This window comes from Streptomyces sp. NPDC101191 (assembly GCF_044767915.1).
In the GTDB taxonomy this organism is placed as follows: domain Bacteria; phylum Actinomycetota; class Actinomycetes; order Streptomycetales; family Streptomycetaceae; genus Streptomyces.
In genome coordinates this window covers 32,691-58,178 of record NZ_JBIWOU010000006.1, presented here as the reverse complement: position 1 = coordinate 58,178, position 25,488 = coordinate 32,691, and the positions used below count along the sequence as shown (strand labels likewise).

25 protein-coding genes are annotated in these 25,488 nt (G+C 72.8%); 16 read left to right on the top strand and 9 right to left on the bottom strand.

The window, feature by feature from the left end; all coding sequences use genetic code 11:
* Positions 1–40 precede the first annotated feature (40 nt).
* The 4 genes from ACIRQF_RS23280 (at position 41) to ACIRQF_RS23265 (ending at position 4,612) form a co-directional block, all read left to right on the top strand.
* The gene (locus tag ACIRQF_RS23280; protein WP_404094671.1) at positions 41–1,297 is read left to right on the top strand and encodes an energy-coupling factor transporter transmembrane component T; all 1,257 of its coding nucleotides are present in this window, start codon (positions 41–43) and stop codon (positions 1,295–1,297) included.
* The gene (locus tag ACIRQF_RS23275) at positions 1,294–3,063 is read left to right on the top strand and encodes an ABC transporter ATP-binding protein (RefSeq protein ID WP_404094667.1); all 1,770 of its coding nucleotides are present in this window, start codon (positions 1,294–1,296) and stop codon (positions 3,061–3,063) included. Before ACIRQF_RS23280 ends, ACIRQF_RS23275 begins: the two co-directional genes overlap by 4 nt.
* Positions 3,060–3,923, top strand: a complete 864-nt coding sequence (locus tag ACIRQF_RS23270; protein WP_376637310.1) for an ECF transporter S component — start codon at positions 3,060–3,062, stop codon at positions 3,921–3,923. Before ACIRQF_RS23275 ends, ACIRQF_RS23270 begins: the two co-directional genes overlap by 4 nt.
* Positions 3,924–4,210: 287 nt before the next feature.
* Positions 4,211–4,612, top strand: a complete 402-nt coding sequence (locus ACIRQF_RS23265) for a transglycosylase SLT domain-containing protein (RefSeq protein ID WP_376637311.1) — start codon at positions 4,211–4,213, stop codon at positions 4,610–4,612.
* Positions 4,613–5,017: 405 nt separating this feature from the next.
* On the opposite strand, the gene ACIRQF_RS23260 is transcribed toward ACIRQF_RS23265, so the two are convergent.
* Positions 5,018–6,187, bottom strand: coding sequence for a steroid 3-ketoacyl-CoA thiolase (locus ACIRQF_RS23260; RefSeq protein WP_376637312.1), 1,170 nt, complete (start codon positions 6,185–6,187; stop codon positions 5,018–5,020).
* Positions 6,188–6,415: 228 nt separating this feature from the next.
* Here ACIRQF_RS23260 and ACIRQF_RS23255 point away from each other — a divergent pair, with 228 nt between their 5' ends.
* The 5 genes from ACIRQF_RS23255 to ACIRQF_RS23235 all read left to right on the top strand — a co-directional run bounded on the left by ACIRQF_RS23255 (position 6,416) and on the right by ACIRQF_RS23235 (position 10,746).
* Positions 6,416–7,660 carry a cytochrome P450 gene (locus ACIRQF_RS23255; RefSeq protein ID WP_382483339.1) on the top strand — a complete coding sequence of 415 codons (1,245 nt, stop codon included), beginning with the start codon at positions 6,416–6,418 and terminating at the stop codon, positions 7,658–7,660.
* A gap of 206 nt (positions 7,661–7,866) precedes the next feature.
* Positions 7,867–8,955, top strand: a complete 1,089-nt coding sequence (locus ACIRQF_RS23250) for a DUF2330 domain-containing protein (protein ID WP_404094660.1) — start codon at positions 7,867–7,869, stop codon at positions 8,953–8,955.
* Complete coding sequence (locus ACIRQF_RS23245; protein WP_404094658.1) at positions 8,952–9,626, top strand: O-methyltransferase; 675 nt, start codon at positions 8,952–8,954, stop codon at positions 9,624–9,626. The genes ACIRQF_RS23250 and ACIRQF_RS23245 overlap by 4 nt, the downstream gene beginning before the upstream one ends.
* Positions 9,627–9,847: 221 nt before the next feature.
* Positions 9,848–10,177: an antibiotic biosynthesis monooxygenase family protein gene (locus tag ACIRQF_RS23240; RefSeq protein WP_404094655.1), complete on the top strand. Its 330-nt coding sequence runs from the start codon at positions 9,848–9,850 to the stop codon at positions 10,175–10,177.
* A gap of 83 nt (positions 10,178–10,260) precedes the next feature.
* Positions 10,261–10,746, top strand: coding sequence for a GNAT family N-acetyltransferase (locus ACIRQF_RS23235; protein ID WP_382483337.1), 486 nt, complete (start codon positions 10,261–10,263; stop codon positions 10,744–10,746).
* A 229-nt stretch (positions 10,747–10,975) separates the two neighbouring features.
* On the opposite strand, the gene ACIRQF_RS23230 is transcribed toward ACIRQF_RS23235, so the two are convergent.
* Positions 10,976–13,030, bottom strand: a complete 2,055-nt coding sequence (locus tag ACIRQF_RS23230; RefSeq protein WP_404094652.1) for a DHA2 family efflux MFS transporter permease subunit — start codon at positions 13,028–13,030, stop codon at positions 10,976–10,978.
* Between the two features lie 599 nt (positions 13,031–13,629).
* Here ACIRQF_RS23230 and ACIRQF_RS23225 point away from each other — a divergent pair.
* Together ACIRQF_RS23225 and ACIRQF_RS23220 are read left to right on the top strand one after the other, a co-directional pair.
* Positions 13,630–14,613 carry a peptidoglycan-binding domain-containing protein gene (locus tag ACIRQF_RS23225; protein WP_404094649.1) on the top strand — a complete coding sequence of 328 codons (984 nt, stop codon included), beginning with the start codon at positions 13,630–13,632 and terminating at the stop codon, positions 14,611–14,613.
* Positions 14,614–14,812: 199 nt separating this feature from the next.
* Entirely contained in the window at positions 14,813–15,493 is a 681-nt protein-coding gene (locus ACIRQF_RS23220; RefSeq protein ID WP_376637320.1) for an HAD family hydrolase, read from the top strand.
* Here the strand turns inward: ACIRQF_RS23220 and ACIRQF_RS23215 are convergent.
* A complete protein-coding gene (locus tag ACIRQF_RS23215; protein WP_404094646.1) occupies positions 15,459–16,247 on the bottom strand; it encodes an ABC transporter permease in 789 nt (262 codons plus the stop codon). The genes ACIRQF_RS23220 and ACIRQF_RS23215 overlap by 35 nt on opposite strands.
* Positions 16,248–17,067: 820 nt before the next feature.
* Between ACIRQF_RS23215 and ACIRQF_RS23210 the strand changes: the two genes are divergently transcribed.
* The 3 genes from ACIRQF_RS23210 (at position 17,068) to ACIRQF_RS23200 (ending at position 19,128) form a co-directional block, all read left to right on the top strand.
* Positions 17,068–17,718, top strand: a complete 651-nt coding sequence (locus ACIRQF_RS23210) for an HNH endonuclease family protein (RefSeq protein WP_376637322.1) — start codon at positions 17,068–17,070, stop codon at positions 17,716–17,718.
* A 182-nt stretch (positions 17,719–17,900) separates the two neighbouring features.
* A complete protein-coding gene (locus tag ACIRQF_RS23205; RefSeq protein WP_376637323.1) occupies positions 17,901–18,374 on the top strand; it encodes a DoxX family protein in 474 nt (157 codons plus the stop codon).
* A gap of 88 nt (positions 18,375–18,462) precedes the next feature.
* A complete protein-coding gene (locus ACIRQF_RS23200; protein WP_376637324.1) occupies positions 18,463–19,128 on the top strand; it encodes a DedA family protein in 666 nt (221 codons plus the stop codon).
* On the opposite strand, the gene ACIRQF_RS23195 is transcribed toward ACIRQF_RS23200, so the two are convergent.
* Together ACIRQF_RS23195 and ACIRQF_RS23190 are read right to left on the bottom strand one after the other, a co-directional pair.
* Entirely contained in the window at positions 19,088–19,345 is a 258-nt protein-coding gene (locus ACIRQF_RS23195) for a DUF2277 domain-containing protein (protein ID WP_376637325.1), read from the bottom strand. The two genes, ACIRQF_RS23200 and ACIRQF_RS23195, sit on opposite strands and share 41 nt — an antisense overlap.
* A gap of 321 nt (positions 19,346–19,666) precedes the next feature.
* Positions 19,667–19,891, bottom strand: a complete 225-nt coding sequence (locus tag ACIRQF_RS23190) for a hypothetical protein (protein ID WP_376637326.1) — start codon at positions 19,889–19,891, stop codon at positions 19,667–19,669.
* 193 nt (positions 19,892–20,084) lie between these two features.
* Between ACIRQF_RS23190 and ACIRQF_RS23185 the strand changes: the two genes are divergently transcribed.
* Positions 20,085–20,849, top strand: a complete 765-nt coding sequence (locus ACIRQF_RS23185; RefSeq protein ID WP_403530452.1) for a GntR family transcriptional regulator — start codon at positions 20,085–20,087, stop codon at positions 20,847–20,849.
* Here ACIRQF_RS23185 and ACIRQF_RS23180 read toward each other — a convergent pair.
* The 3 genes from ACIRQF_RS23180 to ACIRQF_RS23170 form a co-directional block, all read right to left on the bottom strand.
* A complete protein-coding gene (locus ACIRQF_RS23180; RefSeq protein ID WP_404094641.1) occupies positions 20,791–21,825 on the bottom strand; it encodes an MBL fold metallo-hydrolase in 1,035 nt (344 codons plus the stop codon). The two genes, ACIRQF_RS23185 and ACIRQF_RS23180, sit on opposite strands and share 59 nt — an antisense overlap.
* A 33-nt stretch (positions 21,826–21,858) precedes the next feature.
* On the bottom strand, positions 21,859–22,398 hold the full coding sequence (locus ACIRQF_RS23175) for a DUF4231 domain-containing protein (RefSeq protein ID WP_403530449.1): 540 nt from the start codon (positions 22,396–22,398) through the stop codon (positions 21,859–21,861).
* A 255-nt stretch (positions 22,399–22,653) separates the two neighbouring features.
* Positions 22,654–23,031: a hypothetical protein gene (locus ACIRQF_RS23170; RefSeq protein WP_376637329.1), complete on the bottom strand. Its 378-nt coding sequence runs from the start codon at positions 23,029–23,031 to the stop codon at positions 22,654–22,656.
* An 840-nt stretch (positions 23,032–23,871) separates the two neighbouring features.
* Here ACIRQF_RS23170 and ACIRQF_RS23165 point away from each other — a divergent pair.
* Positions 23,872–24,414 (top strand): GNAT family N-acetyltransferase, encoded by a 543-nt coding sequence (locus ACIRQF_RS23165; protein ID WP_404094638.1) that lies wholly within the window; start codon positions 23,872–23,874, stop codon positions 24,412–24,414.
* A 27-nt stretch (positions 24,415–24,441) separates the two neighbouring features.
* On the opposite strand, the gene ACIRQF_RS23160 is transcribed toward ACIRQF_RS23165, so the two are convergent.
* Positions 24,442–24,861: a hypothetical protein gene (locus ACIRQF_RS23160; protein ID WP_404094635.1), complete on the bottom strand. Its 420-nt coding sequence runs from the start codon at positions 24,859–24,861 to the stop codon at positions 24,442–24,444.
* Positions 24,862–25,488: the final 627 nt, after the last annotated feature.

The window sequence follows — 25,488 nt, the reverse complement described above, 5'->3', positions numbered from 1 at the left end:
GAACGGACCGGCCCGGGAGACCGGGCCGTACGGGCGTGACATGAGGACGGTACGGGTCGGCGCGACGGCCGTGCCCGGCGCCGCGCCCCCGCGGGGCGGGACCGCCGGTCCCGGCGCGGCGCCCGCGCACGGCCCGGCGACCGGGCGCGGCGACGTGCCCGGCCGCCCCTCCTCCCGCCTGCGCCCGCCGCTTCTCCCGCGCCTCCGCGCGCCCGAGGCGAGCCGTTCCAACGCCCTGCACCCCGGGGCCTGGTGGCTGTGGGCGCTGGGACTGGCCGTGGCCGCCTCCCGCACCACCAACCCCCTCCTCCTCGGCCTGATCGTCGGTGTCGCGGGCTACGTCGTCGCGGCCCGCCGTACCGACGCGCCCTGGGCCCGCTCGTACGGCGCGTTCGTGAAGCTCGGGCTGTTCGTGGTCGCGCTGCGCGTGGTCTTCTCGCTGCTGCTCGGCTCGCCGATCCCGGGCTTCCACGTGCTGTTCACGCTGCCCGAGGCACCGCTGCCCGACTGGATGCAGGGCATCCGGATCGGCGGTCGCGTCACCGCCGAGCAGCTGGTCTTCGCGCTGTACGACGGGCTGAAGCTGGCGACGCTCCTCATCTGCGTGGGCGCGGCGAACGCGCTCGCCAACCCGGCGCGGCTGCTCAAGTCCCTGCCGGGCGCGCTGTACGAGGCCGGGGTCGCCGTCGTCGTCGCGATGACCTTCGCGCCGAACCTGGTCGCCGACGTGGTGCGCCTGCGCACCGCCCGCCGGCTCCGCGGCCGCGCTACGGGCGGGGTGCGGGCGCTGCTCCAGATCGGCCTGCCGGTCCTGGAGGGCGCCCTGGAACGTTCGGTGGCGGTGGCCGCGTCGATGGACGCGCGCGGTTACGGCCGTACGGCGCAGGTGCCGCCCGCGGTACGGCGTACGACGAACGTCCTCACGCTCGGCGGGCTGCTCGGGGTGTGCGCCGGCTCGTACGGGCTGCTCGCCGCCGAAGGCGCGGGGTACGGGCTGCCGCTGCTGGTGGCCGGCCTCCTCACGGCCGTCGCCGGGCTGCGACTGGGCGGCCGGCGGACGGTGCGTACCCGCTACCGGCCGGACCGGTGGGGCGTGCGGGCGTGGCTGGTCGCCGGCTCGGGGGTCGCGGTCGCCGTCCTGGTGATCGTCACGGGCGCGGCCGTGCCCGGGGCGATGCACCCCGGGGTCGTCCCCCTGGAGGCGCCCGAGCTGCCGGTGTGGCCGGCCGTGTCCGTGCTGCTGGGCCTGCTGCCTGCCTTCGTGGCCCCCGTACCCAAGGAGAGTCCGCGCCCGTGATCCGCTTCGAGAACGTGTCGGTGACCTACGACGGCGAGGCCGGGCCCACGCTGGAGGACCTCGACCTGACCGTGCCCGAGGGCGAGCTGGTGCTGCTCGTCGGGCCCTCCGGCGTCGGCAAGTCGACCCTGCTCGGTGCCGTGTCCGGGCTCGTCCCGCACTTCACGGGCGGCACGCTGCGCGGCCGGGTCACCGTCGACGGGCGGGACACGCGCAGCCACCCGCCGCGCGAGCTCGCCGACCTGGTGGGCACGGTGGGGCAGGACCCCCTGGCCCACTTCGTCACCGACACGGTCGAGGACGAGCTCGCGTACGGCATGGAGTCCCTGGGCCTCGCGCCCTCCGTGATGCGCCGCCGGGTCGAGGAGACGCTGGACCTGCTCGGCCTCGCCGAGCTGCGCGACCGCCCGATCGCGACGCTCTCCGGCGGCCAGCAGCAGCGCGTCGCGATCGGCTCGGTCCTCACGCCGCATCCCAAGGTCCTCGTCCTCGACGAGCCGACGTCGGCGCTCGACCCCTCGGCGGCCGAGGACGTCCTCGCCGTGCTGCAGCGCCTGGTCCACGACCTGGGCACGACGGTCCTCATGGCCGAGCACCGCCTGGAGCGGGTGGTCCAGTACGCGGACCGGGTCCTCCTGCTGCCGGAGGGCACGATGGGCCCGCCCGCCGACATGATGTCCGTCTCCCCCGTCCACCCCCCGGTGGTCGCCCTGGGCCGCCTGGCCGGCTGGCGCCCCCTCCCCCTGACGGTCCGCGACGCCCGACGCGCGGCGGGCCCGCTGAAGGAACGCCTCGCCGACCGGGCACCGGAGCCCGGTGTCGCGCCCACCCCGGGGCCTGGGGACCCGGCCCCCGCTCCGGATTCCGCGGGCGGCGGCTCCGGTCCCGTCCGGGGGCCGGAGGTGAGCCCCGGTTCCGGGAAGCGGCGGGGTGGGGGCGGGTTCCTGCTCCGCCGGGGCCGCCGCTCCGACGGGGCCGTGTCCGCGCCCGCGGCCACCCCCACCGCCCCCCTCGTCCACACCGACCGCCTCGCCGTCCGCCGCGGCCGGGTCGAGGCGCTGCGGCGCGTCGACCTGCGGGTCGGGGCCGGGGAGACCGTCGCGCTGATGGGACGGAACGGAGCCGGGAAGTCGACGCTGCTCGGCACGCTGGTCGGCATGATCGCGCCCACGTCCGGCACCGTCCGCGTCGCCGGGCTGGTGCCCCACGAGACGGATCCGCGCACGCTGATCCGGCAGGTGGGGCTGGTCCCGCAGGAGCCGCGGGACCTGTTGTACGCGGACACCGTGGCGGCCGAGTGCACCGCGGCCGACGCGGACGCCGGGGCCCCGCCGGGGAGCTGCCGGGCGCTGGTGTCGGAGCTGCTGCCGGGGGTCGCGGACGGGACGCATCCGCGCGACCTGTCGGAGGGGCAGCGCCTCGCCCTCGCGCTGGCCGTGGTCCTGACCGCCCGCCCGCCGCTGCTCCTGCTGGACGAGCCGACCCGCGGTCTCGACTACGCCGCGAAGGCCCGTCTGGTCACGCACCTGCGCGGTCTCGCCGCCGACGGGCACGCCATCGTGCTCGCCACGCACGACGTGGAGCTGGCCGCGGAGCTCGCGCACCGTGTGGTGATCGTCGCGGGCGGTGAGGTCGTCGCGGACGGCCCGACGGCCGAGGTCGTCGTGTCCTCGCCGGCCTTCTCCCCCCAGGTCGCGAAGATCCTAGCGCCGGAGCCCTGGCTCACCGTCGAGCAGGTGGAGAGCGTCCTGGCGGGTGCGCGGTGAGGGCGGCCGGCAGGCCGATCCGGCTCGGCCCCCGCTCCGTCGCCGCTCTGGTCCTGGTCTCCGCTGTCGGGCTCGTCGCCATCGGCTGGCCCCTCTTCGCCGACGCCGGTTCCGCGCTGACCGACCACGCCGCCGACGCGCCGTGGTTCTTCGCCCTCCTCCTGCCGCTCCTCATCGCCGTCGTCGTGGCGACGATCGCCGACTGCGGCATGGACGCGAAGGCGGTGGCGATGCTCGGGGTGCTGGCCGCCGTGGGGGCGGCGCTGCGGCCGCTGGGGGCGGGGACGGCCGGCCTGGAGCCGATGTTCTTCCTGATGGTGCTCAGCGGGCGGGTCCTCGGGCCGGGCTTCGGCTTCGTGCTCGGCGCGGTGACGATGTTCGCGTCCGCGCTGCTCACGGGCGGGGTCGGGCCGTGGATGCCGACGCAGATGCTGGCGATGGGCTGGTTCGCGATGGGCGCCGGGCTGCTGCCGGCGGGCGTGCGGGGCCGGGCCGAGCTGCTGATGCTGTCCGCGTACGGCTTCGTGGCGGCGTTCGCGTACGGCACGGTCACCAATCTCTACGGCTGGGTCACGGTCGGCGGGATCGGCCAGGGGATCTCCTTCCGGCCCGGGGAACCGGCGCACGAGAACCTGGTGCGCTTCCTCGCCTATGTGGCCGCCACCTCCCTCGGCTGGGACCTGGGCCGCGCCGTCCTCACCGTCGTGCTCACCCTGACCGTCGGCGGCGCCCTGCTGAAGGCGCTCCGGAGGGCTACCCGGCGGGCGAACTTCGAGGCCCAGGTCACATTCGAGTCCCCTGAGAGGGCCCTCCAGGGTGAGGCCCCTCATAGGACCCAGATCACTTACGAAGGGAAATAGGAGACCGGACGACCCGGTCAAATCACCCCATACACCGACTTGACCTGCGGAAACGGAGGACGGGACGGGACCGGGACCACCGGGCCGTGTCCGAACCCTCCTCGTACAGGGGGTCGTTGCATCGCCCCGCCAGGCCTGTTTGTCTGGTGGACGTCGCCAGGCAGCCGGTGCTCACCGCAGCACCACGGCAGGCCGGTTCCCCCCAGTTCCCGGGACTCCCGGGCCCTGGTTCCGGCATGCCGAAACCGCCTGGCGCGACCTTTGCCCCCGACGTTAGGTATGACGTTTTGTTCCGCTCGATCGCCACGCGTGTCAACTCCCGCAAGAAGACCTTCGCCGTCTCCGCCGCCGTGCTGCTCGGCGCGTCCGGCGCGGTGCTGGGCTCGACGGGTTCGGCCTCGGCCGCCACGGAGCAGGAGATCGCCCGCCAGATCGTCCCGCCGTCGCAGTTCGCTTCCTTCAGCAAGATCGTCGAGCACGAGTCCGGCTGGAACCACACCGCCACCAACTCCTCCAGCGGCGCCTACGGCCTCGTCCAGGCCCTGCCGGCCTCGAAGATGGCCTCGGCCGGTTCCGACTGGAAGACGAACCCCGCCACGCAGATCAAGTGGGGTCTCAACTACATGAACGAGCGCTACGGCTCCCCGAACGGCGCCTGGGCCTTCTGGCAGACCCACGGCTGGTACTAAGCCACACTGCCGCACGGCCGGCCCGCGCACACGCAGACCTCGCAAGGCCCCGCCCTCCTCTCGGAGGGGCGGGGCCTGCGGCATTCCCGGACGTTCTGCGCCGCACGCCTTCGCGCGCACCGCATCCGGGCGTGCGCGTGCCTGTCGGCAGGCCGGGCGGGAGTACGGCCGGCTCGGGAGCACGGCCGGCACGGGAGCACGGCCGGCTCGGGAGCCGGCCCGCACGGGAGCCAGCCCGGGGCGGGAGCCCGCCCGGCACGGAAGCACGCCCGGCACGGGAGCACGGCCGGCACGGGAGCACGGCCGGCACGGTAGCCAGCCCGCACGGGAGCCCGGCCGGCACGGAAGCCCGGCCGGCACGGAAGCCCGCGGATCCGGCTACAGCCGCTACAGCCGCTACAGCCGCTACAGCCGCTGGATGATCGTCCCGGTCGCCAGCGCACCGCCCGCGCACATCGTGATCAGCGCGAACTCCTTGTCCGTGCGCTCCAGCTCGTGCAGGGCCGTCGTGATCAGCCGGGCGCCGGTGGCGCCGACGGGGTGGCCGAGGGCGATGGCGCCGCCGTTGACATTGACCTTCTCCAGATCCTGGTCGAAGACCTGCGCCCAGCTCAGCACGACCGACGCGAAGGCCTCGTTGATCTCGACGAGGTCGATGTCCCTGAGGGACATGCCGGCCTTGCCGAGCACGGCGCGGGTCGCGTCGACGGGGCCGTCGAGGTGGTAGTGCGGGTCCGCGCCGACCAGGGCCTGGGCGACGATCCGGGCCCTGGGCCGCAGCTTCAGCGCGCGGGCCATGCGCTTGGAGGCCCACATGAGGGCGGCGGCGCCGTCGGAGATCTGCGAGGAGTTGCCGGCGGTGTGGATCGCGGTCGGCATGACCGGCTTGAGCCGGGCCAGGGCCTCCATGCTGGTGTCGCGCAGCCCCTCGTCCCGGTCGACGAGCCGCCACATGCCCTGCCCGGCGGCCTGCTCCTCCTCGGTCGTCGGCACCTGGACGGCGAAGGTCTCGCGCTTGAAGCGCTCCTCGGACCAGGCGACGGCGGCACGCTCCTGGGAGAGCAGGCCGAGGGAGTCGACGCGCTCGCGGGTGAGGCCGCGGTTGCGGGCGATCCGCTCGGCGGCCTCGAACTGGTTGGGCAGGTCGACGTTCCACTCGTCGGGGAAGGGCTTGCCCGGTCCGTGCTTGGAGCCGGAGCCGAGCGGCACCCGGGACATGGCCTCGACGCCGCAGGAGATGCCGATGTCGATGACGCCGGCGGCGACCATGTTGGCCACCATGTGACTGGCCTGCTGCGAGGATCCGCACTGGCAGTCGACGGTGGTGGCGGCGGTCTCGTAGGGGAGGCCCATGGTGAGCCAGGCGGTGCGGGCGGGGTTCATGGACTGCTCGCCGGCGTGGGTGACCGTGCCGCCGACGATCTGCTCGACGCAGTCGGCGTGGATGCCGGTGCGCCCGAGGAGTTCACGGTAGGTCTCACCGAGGAGGTAGGCGGGATGGAGGTTGGCGAGGGCGCCTCCGCGCCTGCCGATGGGAGTGCGTACGGCTTCGACGATGACGGGTTCCGCGGCCATGAGCTCGTCCTCTCCTCGCCCGGCGGGGGTGTCCCGGCACCCTTGCCGGTCGACGTCACGTGGAACTAGTACGCGTTCTAGTTCTGAGTGCAGTCTTATGACTGCTACCGCCGGTACGCAAGGGTCCGGGACGCAACAGTTCACGCCGCGCGCCTTGCTACTTGTAGAACTCGTTACTACCTTTCCCGGCAACTTCTGATGGGCCATCAGATATGGAGTGTGTTGCCGATGCCCTGCCCCCATCTCTCCGAAGGGTTCGACGCCACCGACCCCGACCTGCTCCAGAGTCGCGTCCCCCATCCGGAGTTCGCGCAGCTGCGGCAGACCGCCCCCGTCTGGTGGTGCGCCCAACCCCCCGGCGTCACCGGCTTCGACGACGGTGGCTACTGGGCGGTGACCCGCCACGCCGACGTCAAGTACGTCTCCACCCACCCGGAGTTGTTCTCGTCCAACGAGAACACCGCCGTCATCCGCTTCAACGAGCACATCACCCGGGACCAGATCGAGGTCCAGAAGCTGATCATGCTCAACATGGACCCGCCCGAACACAGCCGGGTCCGCCAGATCGTGCAGCGCGGCTTCACCCCGCGCGCCATCCGCAGCCTGGAGACCGTGCTGCGCGACCGCGCCCGCGCCATCGTCGCGGAGGCCAGGGAGGCCGCGGGACGGGACGGCGCCTTCGACTTCGTCACCAAGGTCGCCGTCGAACTGCCCCTCCAGGCCATCGCCGAACTCATCGGCGTACCGCAGGAGGACCGCGCCCGCATCTTCGACTGGTCGAACAAGATGGTCGCGTACGACGACCCCGAATACGCCATCACCGAGGAGATCGGCGCCGAGGCCGCCATGGAGCTCATCGGCTACTCCATGAACCTCGCCGCCGCCCGCAAGGAATGCCCCGCCCAGGACATCGTGAGCCAGCTGGTCGCCGCCGAAGGCCAGGGCAACCTCTCCTCCGACGAGTTCGGCTTCTTCGTCCTGCTGCTCGCCGTCGCGGGCAACGAGACCACCCGCAACGCCATCAGCCACGGCATGCACGCCTTCCTCACCCATCCCGACCAGTGGGAGCTGTACAAGCGGGAGCGGCCGGCGACCGCCGCCGAGGAGATCGTGCGCTGGGCCACCCCGGTGGTCTCCTTCCAGCGGACCGCCACCCAGGACACCGAACTCGGCGGCCAGAAGATCCGCAAGGGCGACCGCATCGGCCTCTTCTACTCCTCCGCCAACAACGACCCCGAGGTCTTCGACGACCCCGGGACCTTCGACGTCACCCGCGACCCCAACCCCCACCTCGGCTTCGGCGGCGGCGGACCGCACTTCTGCCTCGGCAAGTCCCTCGCCATCAAGGAGATCGAGCTGATCTTCGAGGCGCTCGCCGACGAACTCCCCGACCTCACCCTGGCCGGCGACCCGCGCCGGCTGCGCGCGGCCTGGCTCAACGGCATCAAGGAGCTCCAGGTCAGAGTGGCCTGACCCCGAGGAGGCGGGGCACCACCCCACGCCCGTGCCCCGCCTCCCGCGCGAACGCCGGGTGCTCCGCGTGCGGAGTTGCCGGGTGCCCCGCGTGCGGAGTTCCGGGTGCCCCGCGTGCGGAGTTCCGGTGCCGACGAACGGGGGGGAACCGGGCGCTCCCCTTGCACGTCCGAGCAGGCATGCGGGGGACACACAGACTTCTCACGATGATCGTCGCGCTGCTCGCGCTCCAGCTGGGCTCGCTCGTCGCGCCGGCCTACGCCTGCGGCTGCGGCGCCATGGTCACCGACAGGATGGCGCGGATCGGCGTGGACCGGGAGACCTCGGCCGTGCGCTGGGACGAGCGGACCGGCACCGAGCAGATCGTCATGCGCTTCACCGTCCACGGCGACGCCGACCGGGCCGCCTGGATCATGCCGGTGCCGCACCGGGCGGACGTCACCCTCGGCGACCCGAAGCTCTTCGACGAGCTCGAACGGCTCACCGCCCCCGAGCACCGGGACCGCGACTACTTCTGGCCGCGCGGCGACGACTGGCCGTTCGCCGACGGGGACACGGACGGCGCCGCCGCGGCCCCGGGCAAGGCCGGCTCCGGCGTCGGCGTCGTCGGCCGCGAACGGCTGGGCCCGTTCGACGTGGCCCGCCTCACCGCCACCGACCCGACGGCCCTGAGCGACTGGCTGCACCGCAACGGCTTCGAGCTCTCCGACCGGCTCTCCACCGAACTGCGCCCGTACGTCGAGCGGAAGTGGGAGTACGTCGCCGTCCGCCTCGCCCCCGAGAAGGCCGGCGAGAAGCTGTACGGCGCCCTCGACCCGCTGCGGATCAGCTTCGCCAACGACCGGCCCGTCTACCCGATGCGGCTCTCCCGGCTCGCCCGGACCCCGCAGTCCCTCGGCCTCTTCGTGCTCGCCGGGCACCGGATGGAACCGCGCGACGGCATCGGCGGCGACCGGCCCGAGGTGCTCTTCGCCGGCCCGGTCGACAAGCCGTCCGGCGCCGTCGCCGAACTCACCGGAACCGGCCCGGTGTTCCTCACCGCCGTCGACCAGTCCTTCCCCGAGCCCTCCCGCATCGACGGCGACCACGAACTCATCCGGGCGTCCGCCGACACCCCGTACCGCGAGATCGTCTGGCACGACCGGCTGTGGACGGTCGGCGAGATCCCGGTCTGGCTGATCACCGTGACCGGCGGTCTGCTGCTCCTGACGGCGGGCGCCTACGCCGCGATCCGGACACGGCACGTCGCGGCGCGGGAACGGCGCGTGCGGGCCGGTGTACGTTCGGCCCCATGAGCAACGACCACGCCCAATGGACCACCGTCGACCGCTACTTCACCGACCTGCTCGCCCCGGCCGACGACGCGCTCGACGCCGCGCTCGCCGACTCCACGGCGGCCGGACTGCCCGAGATCGCCGTCGCCCCCAACCAGGGCAAGCTGCTCCATCTGCTCGTCGCCACGCAGGGCGCCAGGAACGTCCTGGAGATCGGAACCCTCGGCGGCTACAGCACCATCTGGCTGGCCCGCGCACTGCCCGCCGACGGCCGGCTGATCACCCTGGAGTACGACCCGAAGCACGCGGAGGTCGCCCGCGGCAACCTCGCCCGCGCCGGGCTCGACAAGACCGTCGAGGTCCGCGTCGGCGCCGCCCTGGACACCCTGCCGCTCCTGGAACAGGAGGGCGCGGGCCCGTTCGACTTCGTCTTCATCGACGCGGACAAGGTCAACAACCCGCACTACGTCTCCTGGGCCCTGAAGCTCTCCAGGCCCGGCACCCTCATCGTGGTCGACAACGTCGGCCGCGCGGGCAAGGTGGCCACACCGCACCCGGACGACCCGGCGGTCACCGGCACCCGCGAGATGATCGAACTGGTCGCCCGCGAACCGCGCCTGGACGCCACGGCCTTCCAGGTGGTCGGCACGAAGGGCTACGACGGACTGCTGGTCGCCCGTGTGCTGAGCTAGGGGGCGTCCCGCAGGCCCGGGGCCCGCCCCGCCGGCCCGGTGCTCCTCGGCTGCTGTTCCGTCCGGGGGGCTGCGGCGACCGGGTGCCCCTCGGCCGCTGCTCCGTCCGTCCGGGGGGCTGCGGCGGCCAGGTGTCCCTCGGCTCCTGCTCCGTCCCGGGCCCCGGCCAGTTCCCGGATCGCCTCCGCCGCCGTTCCCGTACCGGTCATATCCTGCATCCCATGAGCATCGTGAAGATCAACGTACTGTCCGTCCCGGCCGAACAGCGCGAGGTCCTGGAGCAGCGCTTCGCGTCCCGCGCGGGCTCCGTCGAGGGTTCCGACGGCTTCGAGTGGTTCGAGCTGCTGCGCCCGATGGAGGGCACCGACCAGTACCTGGTGTACACCCGCTGGCGCAGCGAGGAGGACTTCCAGAACTGGATGGAGGGCTCCATGCGGGCCGCCCACCAGGGCACCGCCGGCGGCGAGGGCGGCGGCGAGCGCCCCAAGCCCGCCGCGACCGGCTCGACCCTGTGGTCCTTCGAGGTCGTCCAGCAGGCCTCCCCCAAGTAGCGCACGCTCGCCGGGCGACCGGCGGGCCCCCGGGCGGCGGCCCCCGCGAAATTCGGGGGCGCCGCGGGGCGTGCGCGCCCAGAATGGCGCGCATGACCTGGATCTTCACCCCCGAACGCGTCGACACCCCGGACGCCACCTCCCTGCGCCGCGACTACTACGGCGATGTCGCGAGCAGCTACTGGAAGCGCCCCGCGACGGAGGCGGAGATCGACGAGGGGCTGACCGACGACGGGGTCGAGCTGCTGACGCCGCCGACTGGGCAGTTCCTGGTGGCGCGCCACGACGGCCTGGCGGCGGGGTGCGGGGGCGTCCTTCTGCTGGACGGGGAGCGGGCGGAGCTGACCCGGGTGTTCCTGCGTCGCGACTTCCGCGGCAAGGGCGGCGCGGACGCGTTGCTCACGCGCCTGGAGGACGCGGCCCGCGAGCTCGGCGCCCGCCGGATGGTGCTGAACACGCGCCTGGACCTGGTGGAGGCGCGAGCGCTGTACACGCGCAACGGCTACGGGGAGATACCGGCGTACTGCTCGGGGCCGTACATGGACATCTGGTACGGCAAGGAGCTCTAGGCAGGCGGCGAGGAGCTCCGGGCTGGCGGGCAGGAGCTCCGGGCCGGCGGGCAGGAGCTCATGGCCGGCGGTCAGGGCTCCGGGCCGGTGGCCCCGGCCGGAGCGGTTCTCCGGCCTCGCGGACCGCGTTCCTCCGGGCCCGCGATTCTCCGGGCCCGCGGTTCTCCGGGCCCGCGGTTCTCCGGGCCCGCGGTTCTCCGGCCGCGTCCGCCGCCCTCCCCAGCCTGTCCTACGTCCGGTGGTCGGGGGGCGGTTCCGGTGAGCCGGGGGGTTCCGGGTCCGAGCCGGCGAGTTCGGCGGTGAGCTCCTCCACCAGATGGGCGAGGTCGGTGGGCCGGTCCGGCCCCCACCAGTCGCCGAGGAGCTCCGACAGCGAGTCCTCGCGCGCCTTGGCGAGCCGTACGGCCGTCTCGGCCCCCCGCTCGGTGAGCACCAGTTGGAGCCCTTCGCGCTCCACGAGCCGCTGTTCCTCCAGCTGCCGGGCCCCGTCGGTGATCGCCCGCAGCGGTACGGGGGTGGCCTCGGCGAGGCGTGCGGGTTCGACGGTTCCGTGGCGGCGGACCCGGAGCAGCAGCCAGCTCGCGGCGGGCAGCAGGTCGAGTCCGGCGCGTGCGGTGATCTTCTCGTAGATCTGCTTACGGCCCTCGCGGGAGCCGAGGACGGACAGGGCGCGGGCGCACTCGTCGTACGAGGAGCGCTGGACGGGGTGGGAGGCCAGGGTCTGGCCGGGTTCGGGCGCGGTGACGGAGCCGCGCAGCCGGTCCTCCTTGAGGAAGCAGGCGACGCCGAAGGCGACGAGGACCACCGGGGCCGCGTAGAGGAACACGTCGGTGATGGACGTGGCGTAGGCGTGGAGGACCGCCGGGCGCAGTTCGGGCGGGAGCGCGGCGAGGGCGCGCGGGTCGGCGGCGAGCTGCGCGGCTCCGGCACCGGCCGGGACGTCCTGGCCGGCGAGGGCGGCCGTCAGGTTCTCGGTGAGGCCGTTCGTGAAGATCGTGCCGAAGAGGGCGACGCCGAAGGCCGCACCGATGGAGCGGAAGAAGGTGACCCCGGAGGTGGCGACGCCGAGGTCCCGGTAGGAGACGGCGTTCTGCACGACGAGGACGAGGACCTGGATGACGAGGCCGAGTCCCGCGCCGAAGACGAAGAAGTAGACGCTCTTCTCCCAGGTGGAGCTGGTCTCGGTCAGCCGGTGCAGGAGCAGCAGGCCGACGGCGGTGAGGGCGGTGCCGGCCACCGGGAAGACCTTCCAGCGGCCGGTGCGGGAGACGATCTGCCCGGAGGCGGTCGACATGAGGAACATGCCGGCGACCATGGGCAGCATGTGCACGCCGGACATGGTCGGGGTGACGCCCTGCACGAGCTGCAGGAAGGTCGGCAGATAGGTCATCGCGCCGAACATGGCGAAGCCGACGACGAAGCTGATGACGGAGACGAGGGTGAACGTCCTGATCCGGAACAGCTTGAGGGGGAGGACCGGTTCGGCCGCCCGCCGCTCGACCCGGACGAACCAGACCAGGAGCACGGCCGCGAGCACGGCGAGGACGGCGATCTGCGGCGAGCCCCAGGCCCAGGTGGTGCCGCCGAGAGAGGCGACCAGGACCACGCAGGTGGCCACCGAGGCGATGAGGAAGGTGCCGAGGTAGTCGATGGTGTGGCGGCGGGTGCCGACCGGGATGTGCAGCACGGCGGCGATGACGAAGAGTGCGACGATGCCGATCGGCAGGTTGACGTAGAAGACCCAGCGCCAGGAGAGGTGTTCGGTGAACAGGCCGCCGAGGAGCGGCCCGAGCACGCTGGTGCTGCCGAACACGGCGCCGAAGAGGCCCTGGTAGCGGCCGCGCTCGCGGGGTGGGACGAGGTCGCCCACGATCGCCATCGACAGCACGATGAGCCCGCCGCCGCCGAGTCCCTGGACCGCGCGGAAGGCGATGAGCTGGGGCATGTTCTGCGCGATGCCGCAGAGGGCGGAGCCGATGAGGAAGAGGACGATGGCGCCCTGGAAGAGCTTCTTGCGCCCGTACTGGTCGCCGAGCTTGCCCCAGAGCGGCGTGGCGGCGGTCGAGGCCAGCATGTAGGCGGTGACGACCCAGGACAGGTGTTCCATGCCGCCGAGTTCGCTGACGATGGTCGGCAGCGCGGTGGAGACGATGGTCTGGTCGAGCGCCGCGAGGAGCATGCCGAGCAGCAGCGCGCCGATCGCGACGACGACGGTGCGGTGACTCCGTCCCTCCCCCGGCACGGGGCCGCCGCCGGCCTGCGGCGCGCGTGTCTCCTGGGCCATGCGGCCTCCTCGTCCTCCGTCCGGGGTCCGTCCTGGAGACCATCCTGGGGTGTTTGTCCCGTTCCGGCCTGCGGAGGAGCACAGGTGTTCACCCTGTGGAGGCGAGCTGACTGCATAATCGCTCGCAGTTGAAATGGGGAGGGGACCCGACGATGTCCGGACACGTGTGTCTTGAATGCGGTGTACACAGACCCGGCTGCGCCTGTGAGCGAGCACAGGCGCACGCCGCCCGCGTGGCAGCGGCGGAGGATTTCGATCCGCTGCGCATCCGGCCGTACGTGACGCTGAGCCCGTCGGAGGACGCGGCACCGGGGACGGCCGATACGACCGTGCTGCCGCCGGTGGCCGTCGGCCCGCCGGCCGGGCCGCTCCCGCCGGAGGTGCCCCCGCGCGCCCCGGCTCCCGCGGCGTCGGCACCGACGGCGACGGCGATGCCGATGCCGGTGCCGGTGCCGTTGCCGGTGCCGAACCCCGAGCCGACGCCGAAGTCGCCGATCGGGGGGTCCCAGGCCGGAGGTTCGGAGGCGGGCGGTCTCGGTGGGGGCGGTCCTCTCCGGAGCGGTCCTCAGGCCGCTGGTCCGGACGAGGGACCGGCGACGATGTCCCTGCTGCTGCCCGGGACGACCGCCCCGGCGACGGCGTACGCCGAGGGGATGCCGTACGAGGCCGGGGCCGACCCCGACGGCGCGTTCGGAGCGGATGCCGCGTACGGGACCACCGCCATGGCCGGCGGCGCGTACGGGACCGAGACGGCGCACGGGGCCGGCGGCGCGTACGGGACCCGAGGGGCGTACGGATCCGAGACGGCGTACGAGGCCGGGGCCGTGGCCGGCGGCGCGTACGAGGCCGAGGCCGGGTACGCGGACGAGGCCCGGGGCGGGGCCGGGTACGCGGACGAGGCCGGCGGGGCGTACGGCGACGACCCCGCGCACACGATCGCGTACATCCCCGGGGGACAGGGGCGGGGGCGGGGCCGTGGCCGGGGGGCCGTGATCGCGGGCGTCGTCGCCGCGGCCGTGGTCGGCACCGCCGCCCTCGCCGCCACCCTGATCGGAGGCGGCGACGAGGCCGACGACCGGGCCGGTGTCCCCGAGGTCACCACGAGCGCCTCTGAGAACGTCGCCGTCTCCGAGGCGCCGACCACGCCCCCCTCCTCCCCCTCGGTGTCGGCGACGCCTTCGCGGGCCCCGAGGTCGTCGTACCCTTCCCCGGCGGGTACCCGCGCCCCCTCTTCCGCGAGCACCCCCGCGGCCCCCACCACGACGGCCGCCGCCCAGCCGACGGGCCCGAGTGCCATCGCCCCGACGGAGACCACGCGGCCCCCGGAGAGGACGACCCTGAGCCTCGGCTCGTCGGGCCCGGAGGTGGAGGAGCTGCAGAGGCGCCTGCGGGAGCTGTGGCTCTACAACGGCCCGATCAACGGCTCGTTCTCGCGGAAGGTCGCGCACGCCGTCGAGGTCTACCAGTCGTACAAATACATCGCCGGGGATCCCGCGGGCGTCTACGGCCCGGCCACGCGACAGGCCCTGGAGGCGGAGACGGACGGTACCGACAGCGGCAGCGGGGACGGCGGCTGGGGCTGAGGCGACGGGGGCGTGCCGGACGGCCGCGGGCCGGGTGCTGCGGCGCCCGCCATGCGGACGGGTTTGGCGGTGGGCCGCTCGTTTTGTATCGTGGAGGAACAAAGTGGCCCCGCTCGCACCCCCTGACCGGCGAGCGGGACCGCTTCGTACACGTCGTGTCGCCCCACCCCATCTCCGACACCCCTCCTGGAGATCCCCGATGACCGCCACCACCCCGGCGTCGCTCACCGCCCGCGCCCTCCTGCTCGACATGGACGGCACGCTCGTCAACTCCGACGCCGTGGTGGAGCGCTGCTGGCGGCGCTGGGCGGAGCGGCACGGCCTCGATCCCGTCGAGGCCCTGAAGGTGGTGCACGGACGCCAGGGGTACGCCACGATGGCCGTCCTGCTGCCGGACCGCCCGATGGAGGAGAACCACGCCGACAACCGGGTCATGCTCGCCGAGGAGACCGCCGACCTCGACGGGGTCGTGCCGGTGCCGGGGGCGCCCGCGTTCCTCGCCTCGCTGGCGCGACTGCCGCACGCCCTGGTGACCTCGGCCGACGAGGCCCTGGCGCAGGCGCGGATGGGCGCGGCGGGACTGCCGATGCCGGAGTCGCGGGTCACCGCGGAGGGCGTGAGCGCGAGCAAGCCGGACCCGGAGGGCTTCCTGAAGGGCGCGGCGGAGCTGGGCTACGCGCCCGGCGACTGCGTGGTGTTCGAGGACTCCGAGGCCGGCATCCAGGCGGGTCGCGCGGCCGGGATGCGCGTGGTCGGCGTGGGCCCGCGGGCGGCCGCGTTCGGTCCGGACGTCCATGTACGGGACCTGACCGAGCTGCGGGTCGAGCCGGGCGCGGACGGCACGGTCATCCTGACCTTCGCGGCCTCCGCCGCGGCGTAACCCCGGCTCCGCGCTCCACGCGGACGAGGCGTCCGCGGGCGACCAGTTCCAGGGTGACGGCGACCGCCACCGCCTGCACGAGCAGCAGCGCGACCAGCACGAAGAGCTGCGCCGCGCCCGCCTGCAGGGGGGACGCGCCGCCGAGGAGCATGCCGACGAACGCACCCGGAAGGGTGACGAGCCCGACCGTCCGGGTCTGGTCCATGCCCGGCAGCAGGGCGTCCGACGCGGCCTCGCGCGCCACCTCCAGGCGCGCCTCCCGCTCCAGGAGGCCGATCGCGAGCCCTGCCTCCACCTCCCCCTTCCGGTTCGCGAGCTCGTCGAGCGCGCGCCGCCCACCGAGGACGGTGGCGGTGAGCGCGCCCCCGATGAGGATGCCGGTGACGGGGACGAGCGCGATGCCGCGCAGCGGGACGATGCCGGTGAGCAGGAGCGCCGTGACGACCGGGACCACCCCGGCGGCGATGGGTACGGCGACCCACGGCCAGGCGCGGCCGGGCGCCGGGACCACCCGCCGGCCCGCGGTCCGTACGGCCACGGCGTACATCAGCAGCAGGAAGCAGATCAGCAGCGGCACCGCGCGGACGACCCAGCCGATGACGAGCGAGACGGCGACGAGCTGGACGGCAGCGCGGGCTCCGGCGACCAACGTGTCGCGGGCCCGGCCGAGACGGGCCCACGCGACCACTCCGGCGGCGAGGGCGAGCAGGACGGCGAGCACCGCCCCGAAGGTCGCGTTCACGTCCAGAAGCACGCGCCCACCCTAGAGGCGCCCCACCGACCACGCCCGGCACGACCGACGGGATCCCGCCGGACCCTCCCCCACCGGGCCGCACCTGGCTTCCGGTGCGTCGAGGAGCGTCTTGCGCCGCTCCTCCAGCTCCCCGCCCGGCCCGCACCCGGGACCCGGCGGACCTCACCCACCGGCGCCCCGCCCCCCGGGCCGCCCTGGCCCCGCCTCCCGGGTCGCCCTGGCCCCGGCGGCCCCGGCGGCCCGGGCCCTCGGACCCGAACGCGCCGGGCCGCGCGACCCCATCGGGTCAACTGAGCCCCCAGGGCGTGGGCCGCCTGAACCCGCCGGGCCGCGCGAAGCCAGGCGTCCGGAGGCCACCGGGCCGCCCGAGACCTCCACAGAGCCCGAACCCCGGGCCAGCCGACTCACCCGACGCTCACCGCGCCCGCCGATCCCGCACCCGCCACCGGCCCCTCCGGCCCACGCCCCCCCGCCCCTCCGGCCCACGCCCCCTCCAGGCCCACGACCCCTGCCGACCCACGACGCCTTCCGGCCCAGACCCCTTCCGACCTATGGCGCCTTCCGACCTGGTGCCTTCCGACCCGGACCCCTTCCGACCCGGCCCCCTTCCGACCTACGGTGCCCTGACGCCCCGTCACCCCCTCACGCACTCCTTCACGTTCAGACCCCTTGATGTGACGTGCCCATGTCGCCACTCTGTTACCTGGCGCACCCCCCGAGGAAACCTGGCGCCACCACGATGACCGGGCCGCCCGGCACCCGGGGCCGCGCCCCGGGGTGTCGGCAACGGCCAAGGTCCCCCCACATCAAGGGAGTTCACATGTCCGTCGCAGGTGTCTACGCGCGTCGAATAGCCGTCCTCGCCGCCTCCGCCGCCCTGACCGTCACCGGCCTCCTCGCCACCGCCCCGGCCGCGCAGGCCGCCCCGCCCACCCCGGTGAGCGCCGCCACCGCCCGCACCTATCTCGCCGCCCTGACCGTGAAGGCGGAAGGTTCCTCCACCGGCTACAGCCGGGACCTCTTCCCCCACTGGATCACCCAGTCCGGCACCTGCAACACCCGCGAGGTGGTCCTCAAGCGCGACGGCGTGAACGTCGTCACTGACTCCAGCTGCGCCTCGGTGAGCGGCAGTTGGTACTCGGCGTACGACGGCGCCACCTGGACCGTCGCCTCCGACCTCGACATCGACCACGTCGTCCCGCTCGCCGAGGCCTGGCGCTCGGGCGCCAACTCCTGGACGACCGCCCAGCGACAGGGCTTCGCCAACGACCTGACCCGCCCGCAGCTCATCGCGGTCACCGACAACGTCAACCAGGCCAAGGGCGACCAGGACCCGGCCGAGTGGCTGCCCTCGCTCACCTCGTACCGCTGCACCTACGCCCGGATGTGGGTGCAGGTCAAGTACTACTACCACCTCACCGTCGACTCCGCCGAGAAGAGCGCCCTGCAGTCGATCCTCAACGGCTGCTGAGCAGGGCGCGACCCCGAGAAGGCCGGACAGCCGGAAACCGGCGGCTGGAAATGAGCGGCGACAAACAGCCGAATGTTGAACTTGCAAGTAATAGTGAGGGGTGCCTAACCTGTGGGCCTCATCGGTTCCCGTCCCCCGGTCCGGGAGTACCGCCCGGCCAGACCGAAGGAGTCCCTCCCCTCATGAACTCGCTTGCGAGCCGCCTGAATCAAGCCCAGCCCTACGCGCTCGGCCTCTTCCGGATCGTGGTCGGCCTGCTCTTCCTCTGCCACGGCGCCGCCTCCCTCTTCGGGGTGCTCGGCGGCGCCGGCGGCAGCGGTGCCACCCTCCCGAGCGGCACCTGGCCCGGCTGGTACGCGGCCGTCATCCAGCTCGTCGCGGGCGCCCTGGTCCTGGTGGGCCTGGGCACGCGCGGCGCGGCGTTCATAGCCTCCGGCTCGATGGCGTACGCGTACTTCGACGTCCACCAGCCGCAGGCGCTCTTCCCGCTGCAGAACAGCGGCGAGGGGGCGGCCATGTTCTGCTGGGCCTTCCTCCTGCTGGTCTTCACCGGCTCCGGCGCGCTGGGGCTCGACGGACTGTTCGGCGCGCGCGGCGCGACGGCTTCCGGCGCCGGCGAGCGGTCGGAGGAGAAGCCCTCGGCGGTCACCGCCTGAGTCACGCGCCGGGGCCGGAGACCGCGAAGCCGCGGTTTCCGGCCCCGGTCGGCGTTCCGGCGGCGGCCCCCGCGTAGGCTCTGGCGCTGTGAACGTGCTCGACGGCACGGGGTGGTCACTGCAGTCGCTGACCGCGGGCCCGTGGATCTACGCGGCGGTGACGACGTCGATCCTTCTCGACGTCCTCCTGCCGGTGCTGCCGAGCGGCATCCTGGTGGTGACGGCCGCGACGGCGGCCTCCGCCGCGAGCACGTCTCTGACAGCCTCGGCCGGTGCGGCCGGCTCGGCCGCCGCGTACGCCCCCTCCCTGATCCCGCTCCTGCTCTGCGCGGCCACGGCCTCGGCGCTCGGCGACCTCGCCGCGTATCAGCTGGCGCGGCGGGGAGGCACCCGGATCGGCCGCTTCGTGGCCCGCTCGCGCCGCCTGACCGTGGCGCAGGAACGTCTCGGCGAGACACTGGCCCGGGGCGGCGGCCTGCTCGTCGTCCTGGCCCGCTTCGCTCCCGCCGGCCGCTCGGTGGTCTCACTGGGAGCGGGCGCGACCGGCCGCCGACTGCGCGACTTCCTGCCGTGGTCGGTGCTCGCGGCCGCGGTCTGGGCGACGTACGGCGTGGGCCTCGGCTGGCTCGGCGGCCGCTGGCTGGGCGCGACCTGGCTCGGCGCCTGCGTACCCGTCCTGGCGCTCTTCCTGGCGGGGACCCTGGCGGCCTATGTCATACGGCGTCCGGCTGCGGCTCCGGCTCCGGCGTCCTGACCGGGTGGGCCCCACGGATCTCCAGCCCCCCGAGGAGCCGTGCGGTGGCCTCCGTGATCTCGTCCACGGCCCGGTCGAACACCTCCCGGTTGTGTGCGGCGGGCGCGCGGAAACCGGAGACCTTGCGGACGAACTGCAAGGCTGCGGCGTGGACGTCGTCCTCGGTGGCCTCGTGGGGCAGGACGGGCGGTCGAAGGGTCTTGATGCTGCGGCACATGCTTCAAGTGTGACGCGCCCCACTGACAACGCCACCGCCCCACACCTCGGCGGGCGGGCGGCGAGCACCGAGCGGCTCGGAAGCCGCAAGCCCGGCAGCACCCGGGACCCGGTATCCGGCACCCCAACCGGAACCCTGACCCGCAGCCGGCATCCGGCACCCGAACCGGAACCCGGCGTCCGACGCCGGATGCCCGAGGGCCTGCCGGATCGAGGACCCCGACGGCGCGGCCGGACCGGGAGCCCCCACGGCCGGCCGGACCGAGAACCCCGACGGCCTGCCGGCCCGAGAACCCCGACGGCCTGCCGGACCGAGAACCGATCAGGGCCCGAGACTCCGCCGACTGCGGGCGTTGATCTCGGCCGCGCGGGCGCGCAGCTCGTGCAGGGGTGTGGCGAGCTGGACGTCGGAGGGGTCCGCCTCCCACTCGCAGCCGCCGTGGACGGGCCGGATCAGGAAGCGGCCGGCGACGCTGTCGACGTAGAAGCCGACCCGTCCGGTGGTGGTGTCGCGGACGAGGTCACCTACCTCGGGCTTCGGCTGCACGTATCCCTCCGTTCCGTTTACGCAGAGATCAGATAGATACACCCAGAGAAGCCGCGTGACCCCCCTCTGTCAACGCATCTCTAGAGATGTCCCCCGAAGGATGGATCGGCGACGCAGGACGGCGCACACGTGTGCACGACCGCCGAGAAGCGCGCCGTAGGGTGTCCCGCAGACGGAAGGGAGTGGTCCACCCATGACTGACCAGGAAAGCGGTCGTCGGCCCAAGTACCAGCGCATCGCCGACGAGTTGAGAACCGCGATCCAGTCGGGCGACTTCGCGCCGGGCGAGCGGCTCCCCGGCGAGAACGATCTGATGTCCACGTACGACGTGGCCCGAATGACCGCCCGCCAGGCCCTGTCCGTCCTGCGCAACGAGGGCCTCGCCGAGGCCCGCAAGGGGGCCGGGGTGTTCGTGCGCTCGTTCCGTCCGCTGCGCCGCCGCGGCATCCCGCGGCTCGCCCGGGACCATTGGGGCAACGGGCGTTCGGTCTGGTCGGCGGACATCGAGGACCGTGCCCTCGTCGTGGACCAGATCGAGGTGACCGCAGCGGCACCGGCGGGACCACGGGTGGCCCGGGTACTGGACCTGGCGGCACCGGACGACCCGGTCTGCGTGCGCAGTCGGCGCTTCGTGCTGGACGAGAAGCCGGTGCTGCTCTCGGTCTCGTACCTGCCGGCCCGCCTCGCCAGGGGCACGTCCATCACGGAGCCGGACACGGGCCCCGGCGGCACCTACGCCCGGCTGACGGAGCTGGGCCACCGGCCGGTCCACTTCCGCGAGGAGATCCGCTGCCGGATGCCGACGGCGGAGGAATCCACGCGCCTGGACCTGGGTTTCGGCACGCCGGTGATCCTGATCGCGCGAACGGCCCTGACCGAGGCGGGCGTTCCGGTGGAGCTCAACGAGATGACGCTGGACTCGTCGTCGTACGTTCTCGAGTACGACTTCGACGCGTGACGGTGAACGTCCGCCCGGGCCCGGCGTACTCGACGGGCCCGTCGAAGACGGTCGCCGCCCGCCGGACGGCCTCCTCGGGGTCGATCGGGGGCCCGACATGGGTCACCAGCAGCCGTCCGACCCCGGCTTCGGCGGCGGTCCGGCCGGCCTCCTCGGGCGAGTGGTGCCCGTCCCCCGCGCCGTCGGCCTCGCAGAGGAACAGCTGGCAGCCGAGGGCGAGTTCGACGAGGGAGAAACAAGGGGCGCTGTCGCCGGAGTAGACGAGCGAGACCGGATCGCCCTCGGCACCTACTCCATCCCCCGGCGCCCCGTCGCCACGTTCTCCCATGGCATCCCCACCGCGACAGCCGCGCCCGTCGCGCCCGTCGCGCCCGTCGCTAGCATCGCGATCGTCGCTTCCGTCGTCCCCCTCGCTCCCGGCACCCCAGGCACCCCAGGCACCCCGGGCGCTCCCGGCGCCCCCGGAATTCGCAGCGCAAACATCCAGCGCATCGCTCGCAACCCTCGCATCCCTCGCATCGGCCGCTTCGCTCCCGTCGATGCGAAGCCCGAAGGCGTCGAGCCCCCCGTGCTCGACCCGGCGGCTGAGCAGCGTCAGCCCTCCGACCCGCACGCGATGCCCGTCGAACAATTCGACGACGTCGAAAGCGCTCTCGATCGGGCTGCGAGTCGGCCCGTTGGTCAGGAAGCCGGCGAGCCGGTCCGCGATACCGGGCGGCCCGAACAGCGGGAGCGGGGCATCGCGTCGGACGTCGGCGTAGAGCAACCCGTAATAGGCGGTGAGCAGATCGGCCGAGTGATCGGCGTGCAGATGCGAGATCCACACGGCGTCGAGCTCGTCGAGCCCGACGTACCGGCGCAGCTCCCCGAGGGTGCCGCTGCCGGCATCGACCCAGACGCGGACGCCGCCGCCCTCGACGAGGTACCCGGAACAGGGGTTGCCGGCGGCGGGATACGGGGTGGCGGACCCGAGCACGGTGACACGAAGCGAACGGCTCATGGTCGGACCCTAGGAGGACGCCGAGGCCTTCCCGCCCCCGTCCCCCTCCCCCGTCTTCTCCCCGTCCCCGGCCCCGGCCGGCACCCGCTGCGCGGGCAGCCCGTACTGCTGGAGTTCGGCGCTGACCTGTCCGCCGAGGGTCATGACGTTGAGCGTGGCGGAGTTCTCGCTCGCGATGGCCTTCTCCACGCGCGCGACGAGCGTGGTGAACGAGTCCCGGTCGGAAAGACCGTGGTACGGCCCGACGCGGGCGGCGAAGTACACGCGCTCGTGCCCGAGCAACTGCTCGGTGGACCGGTAGTTCTTCCACTGCTCGCGATAGCGGTAGACGCTCTCCAGGGAGACGGAGGCGACCACGACGAGGCTGAGGACGGTGGCGGTGATCCGCGCGAACCCCATGTCCAGATTCACGAGCACGGGCACGAGCGCACCGCCGACCACCGAAACGGTCCGCATCCGCAGGTGCATCGCCTTCATCTTGGTGGCCTTGCAGTCGTACCACTCCTGGTACTGCGCGAGCCGCCCGTCGAGATAGGCCTGCGGCGTCATTTCACCACTCTGCGCCCCGACTTCGGGTGCGTCCCCCACGTCTTCCATGCGCTGGAGTACATCCCCCGCCACGTGAGCACGTCAAGGCGACCGTCCGGGCACCCGCCGGCCGCACGTCCGGAACCGCCGGATACCCACCTCTCGACCCGCATCCGGCCCTCCCGGGACGCACCGGGGGCCCCACGCCGACAACCCACGTCGGCGGGGGACCCCCGAAGAACAAGCAGCGGGAGCGACCGAACCCGACCCGCTCTCCTACTCGTTGAACCACCCGGACTCGACGAGACCGCCACCGCCGTTCCAGGTGAGCTCCATCTGGTACCAGCCGTCGTTCCCGATGTTGTACGGGTGCTTGTCGCAACCCGAGTCACCGCCGTCTTCCTCGGTGAATATCGTGGAGATGTTGCCGGTGAGGTACTGCTTCTTCAGCACCCCCTTGACGCCATGGCCGTCCGCCTTGGTGTCACAGATCTCGAAGACGTCGCCGTCGTCGATGAACTTCATGTAGCCGCGGCCGTTCGGCAGATAGATGGTCTTGTCGGACACGGCCGAGGCCGGTCCCGCCGACGTGACGATCACTGCGGCGGCGAACACGCCGGCCATGGCCATGCGGGTGAACGTGGACCTGCCCATGTAATCCCTCTTTCGCTACAGGGCGGCGAAAGGCCCGAATCAGCTGAAGGACGTCCGTCGCCGCCAGGCGTTGTGACGAGCAGCTGAACCGTAGGTACGACCGTCCTGAGGGGTCCATGATTTTGCGGATAGCTGACACCGATTTCGCGATAACCTGAGGACCCGGTAACCGACTTCACAAATCCGCCGCATTCGACAGAGGGCCCGACCGATTACCGACGGAACGTCGAGACGTAATCCGACGAAACGCCGTATAGCATTCCGGACCGGCACCGCAATCCGGACGGCCCCCGTTGCCCGCATTGCCCACGCCCCCGAGCCACAGGTCTCTGCATCCCTGCCGCTCCGCATCTCTGCTGCTACGCATCCCTGGCGCCCTGAGTCCCCCTGCCCAGCCGCGGGCCCGACCGCGACAGCTCCCGCTCGAAGCGGCGCGCCCATAGCCGCTCCGGGCCCCGGGGCCCGGGGTCCCGACCCGCAGCCCATCCCCCTCCCCTCCTATCCCCGCACCCCTCCCACTGCCCCACTTCCCCTCCCGAATTCCCAGAAAATCCTCAACGCGATACACATCGAAAGGGGTGCCCTTCTCCGACGGATTCCCGCTGGGACCGAACCCGTGCTTTCCGCTGGTCTACTTCACGAACCCGCAGCGAAACCAGACGTGGGCGAACTTCTGGCGCGACCACGCCGCGCCCGACGCCATCGGAGTCACGGACGGATGCGATCACCATGGCCGGAAGCCTAGGACGAGGCGCCGAAGGAGTTCGGCGGACCGGCACCTGCGCCCCACGCCCACCACGCCCCGCCCTCCCCACGGACTCCTGGGGTACGTTGACCGTCATGACCGAACTCGGCCCCAACTCCTGGCCTCCCGCGCCGATCACGACGGAACGGCTGGTACTCCGCGCGTCCGAGGCCCGGGACCGTGAGGGGTTCATCGAGCTGTTCTCGTCGCCGGAAGTGGGCACCTACATCGGTGGCGCCCGCCCCCGTGCCGATCTCGAAGGCGGGATGCCCGAGATACCCGGGCGGCGCCCGGGCCTCTTCGTGATCGAGCGCGATGGAGCGATGATCGGCGTGATCACGCTCGACCCGCGCGCAGCGGAGCGCCGGGGTCACGTCCGCCCGGAGGCCGGGGAGGCGGAACTCGGCTACATGCTCCTTCCCAGCGCCTGGGGCAACGGCTACGCAGTAGAGGCATGCACGGCAGCACTCACATGGTTCGCCGAGACGCTCCCCGGCGAGCCGGTCGTCCTCACCACCCAGACCGCCAACCTCCGCGCGATGCGCCTCGCGGCCACGCTGGGCTTCACCGAGGTGGACCGCTTCGAGGAGTACGGGGCGGAGCAGTGGTTCGGCGCATGGCCCCCGCCCGGACGATGAGCCACGCACTCACCGCACCGCAAGCAATCAACCAGTCGGCCCGCGACCAGGAGCCCTCGGAGCGGCACCCGAAGCGCTCGGCGCAGCGGGAGCACCTTCCTTCCGGCTGAATTCGCCTGCGCACCCCCCGGACGTCATGTCCTGGGTGAAGCAGAACACGAAGGAGCTGGGGGAACCGTAGAAGGCGAGTTTCATGCCCTCGCATTCCACGCCGTCGAAGGTGACCTCGTCAGACGATCCGGAAAGGGAAACGGTTCCCTGTTGCCGGTCGGCGATCCCGGCGCAGTCGGAGCCGACATCCGCCTTGTCCAGGCCTTCGGCCGTGAACGTGCCGTCATCCTTGAACTCGACCGTCCTCCCGGCGAAGTCCGACCACACCCCCGTCAGCTGCTCGACGGAGTCGACCTCGACCGGGTAGTCGGAGCAGGAGGCCAGGAGAAACGTCACCGCGCACCCCAACGCGACACCGCTGAATGCGCGTCGAATCCGCTGATGCCGGCCGGCAGCCATACGACCCTGCTCTCGTGTCTCTCACATGCCCGTAGCGACGCCGCAAGGAAGCGGCGAGCCTCATCTTGAACACGTTCAAGTATCAATGTCAATGGCCGGCGAGGGGCCTGAGCCCCGGCGGGCACGGGCGGTTTCGAACCGCCGACATCTGCTTCGCATGCCTGGCACCCGAAGCTGATCCGTCATGGCAGCAGTCGCTCTATGTACTGCGAAAGGGCGTCACAAGCTGTGGACGCCGTAACGGTCCTGCAGTGACCTGGGGTGACCGTTCGCTCCGGCACGTATCCGGCATGCGACGGCTGGCTCCGTCATTGACCGCGAGCAGCCGTATCCTTCGGCAGCTTGGCAACCCGCCGGGCGGTCACCAAGGTAGCCCGCGAAGCTGACATCCTGCCTGGCCTTTGCCCACCCGCCCGCCTTCTCGACCGGAGCCAGCACGGTCGTGCCCGGAACGGGACAGTTGACCTGCCTGCTGAGTGCCTGACGCTCTCGGGGATCTTGGCGATGACGGTCGGCCCTGCCTCGACATCTCCGTCTCCGAGATCCCCGACCTCGTCACCCGCG

Coding starts and splice junctions, on each gene's coding strand:
- ACIRQF_RS23280 (WP_404094671.1), top strand. CDS start 41: ATGAGGACGGTACGGGTCGGCGCGACGGCCGTGCCCGGCGCCGCGCCC.
- ACIRQF_RS23260 (WP_376637312.1), bottom strand. CDS start 6,187: ATGGCCGCGGAACCCGTCATCGTCGAAGCCGTACGCACTCCCATCGGC.
- ACIRQF_RS23255 (WP_382483339.1), top strand. CDS start 6,416: ATGCCCTGCCCCCATCTCTCCGAAGGGTTCGACGCCACCGACCCCGAC.
- ACIRQF_RS23250 (WP_404094660.1), top strand. CDS start 7,867: ATGATCGTCGCGCTGCTCGCGCTCCAGCTGGGCTCGCTCGTCGCGCCG.
- ACIRQF_RS23245 (WP_404094658.1), top strand. CDS start 8,952: ATGAGCAACGACCACGCCCAATGGACCACCGTCGACCGCTACTTCACC.
- ACIRQF_RS23240 (WP_404094655.1), top strand. CDS start 9,848: ATGAGCATCGTGAAGATCAACGTACTGTCCGTCCCGGCCGAACAGCGC.
- ACIRQF_RS23235 (WP_382483337.1), top strand. CDS start 10,261: ATGGCGCGCATGACCTGGATCTTCACCCCCGAACGCGTCGACACCCCG.
- ACIRQF_RS23230 (WP_404094652.1), bottom strand. CDS start 13,030: ATGGCCCAGGAGACACGCGCGCCGCAGGCCGGCGGCGGCCCCGTGCCG.
- ACIRQF_RS23225 (WP_404094649.1), top strand. CDS start 13,630: ATGTCCCTGCTGCTGCCCGGGACGACCGCCCCGGCGACGGCGTACGCC.
- ACIRQF_RS23220 (WP_376637320.1), top strand. CDS start 14,813: ATGACCGCCACCACCCCGGCGTCGCTCACCGCCCGCGCCCTCCTGCTC.
- ACIRQF_RS23210 (WP_376637322.1), top strand. CDS start 17,068: ATGTCCGTCGCAGGTGTCTACGCGCGTCGAATAGCCGTCCTCGCCGCC.
- ACIRQF_RS23205 (WP_376637323.1), top strand. CDS start 17,901: ATGAACTCGCTTGCGAGCCGCCTGAATCAAGCCCAGCCCTACGCGCTC.
- ACIRQF_RS23195 (WP_376637325.1), bottom strand. CDS start 19,345: ATGTGCCGCAGCATCAAGACCCTTCGACCGCCCGTCCTGCCCCACGAG.
- ACIRQF_RS23185 (WP_403530452.1), top strand. CDS start 20,085: ATGACTGACCAGGAAAGCGGTCGTCGGCCCAAGTACCAGCGCATCGCC.
- ACIRQF_RS23175 (WP_403530449.1), bottom strand. CDS start 22,398: ATGACGCCGCAGGCCTATCTCGACGGGCGGCTCGCGCAGTACCAGGAG.
- ACIRQF_RS23170 (WP_376637329.1), bottom strand. CDS start 23,031: ATGGGCAGGTCCACGTTCACCCGCATGGCCATGGCCGGCGTGTTCGCC.
- ACIRQF_RS23165 (WP_404094638.1), top strand. CDS start 23,872: ATGACCGAACTCGGCCCCAACTCCTGGCCTCCCGCGCCGATCACGACG.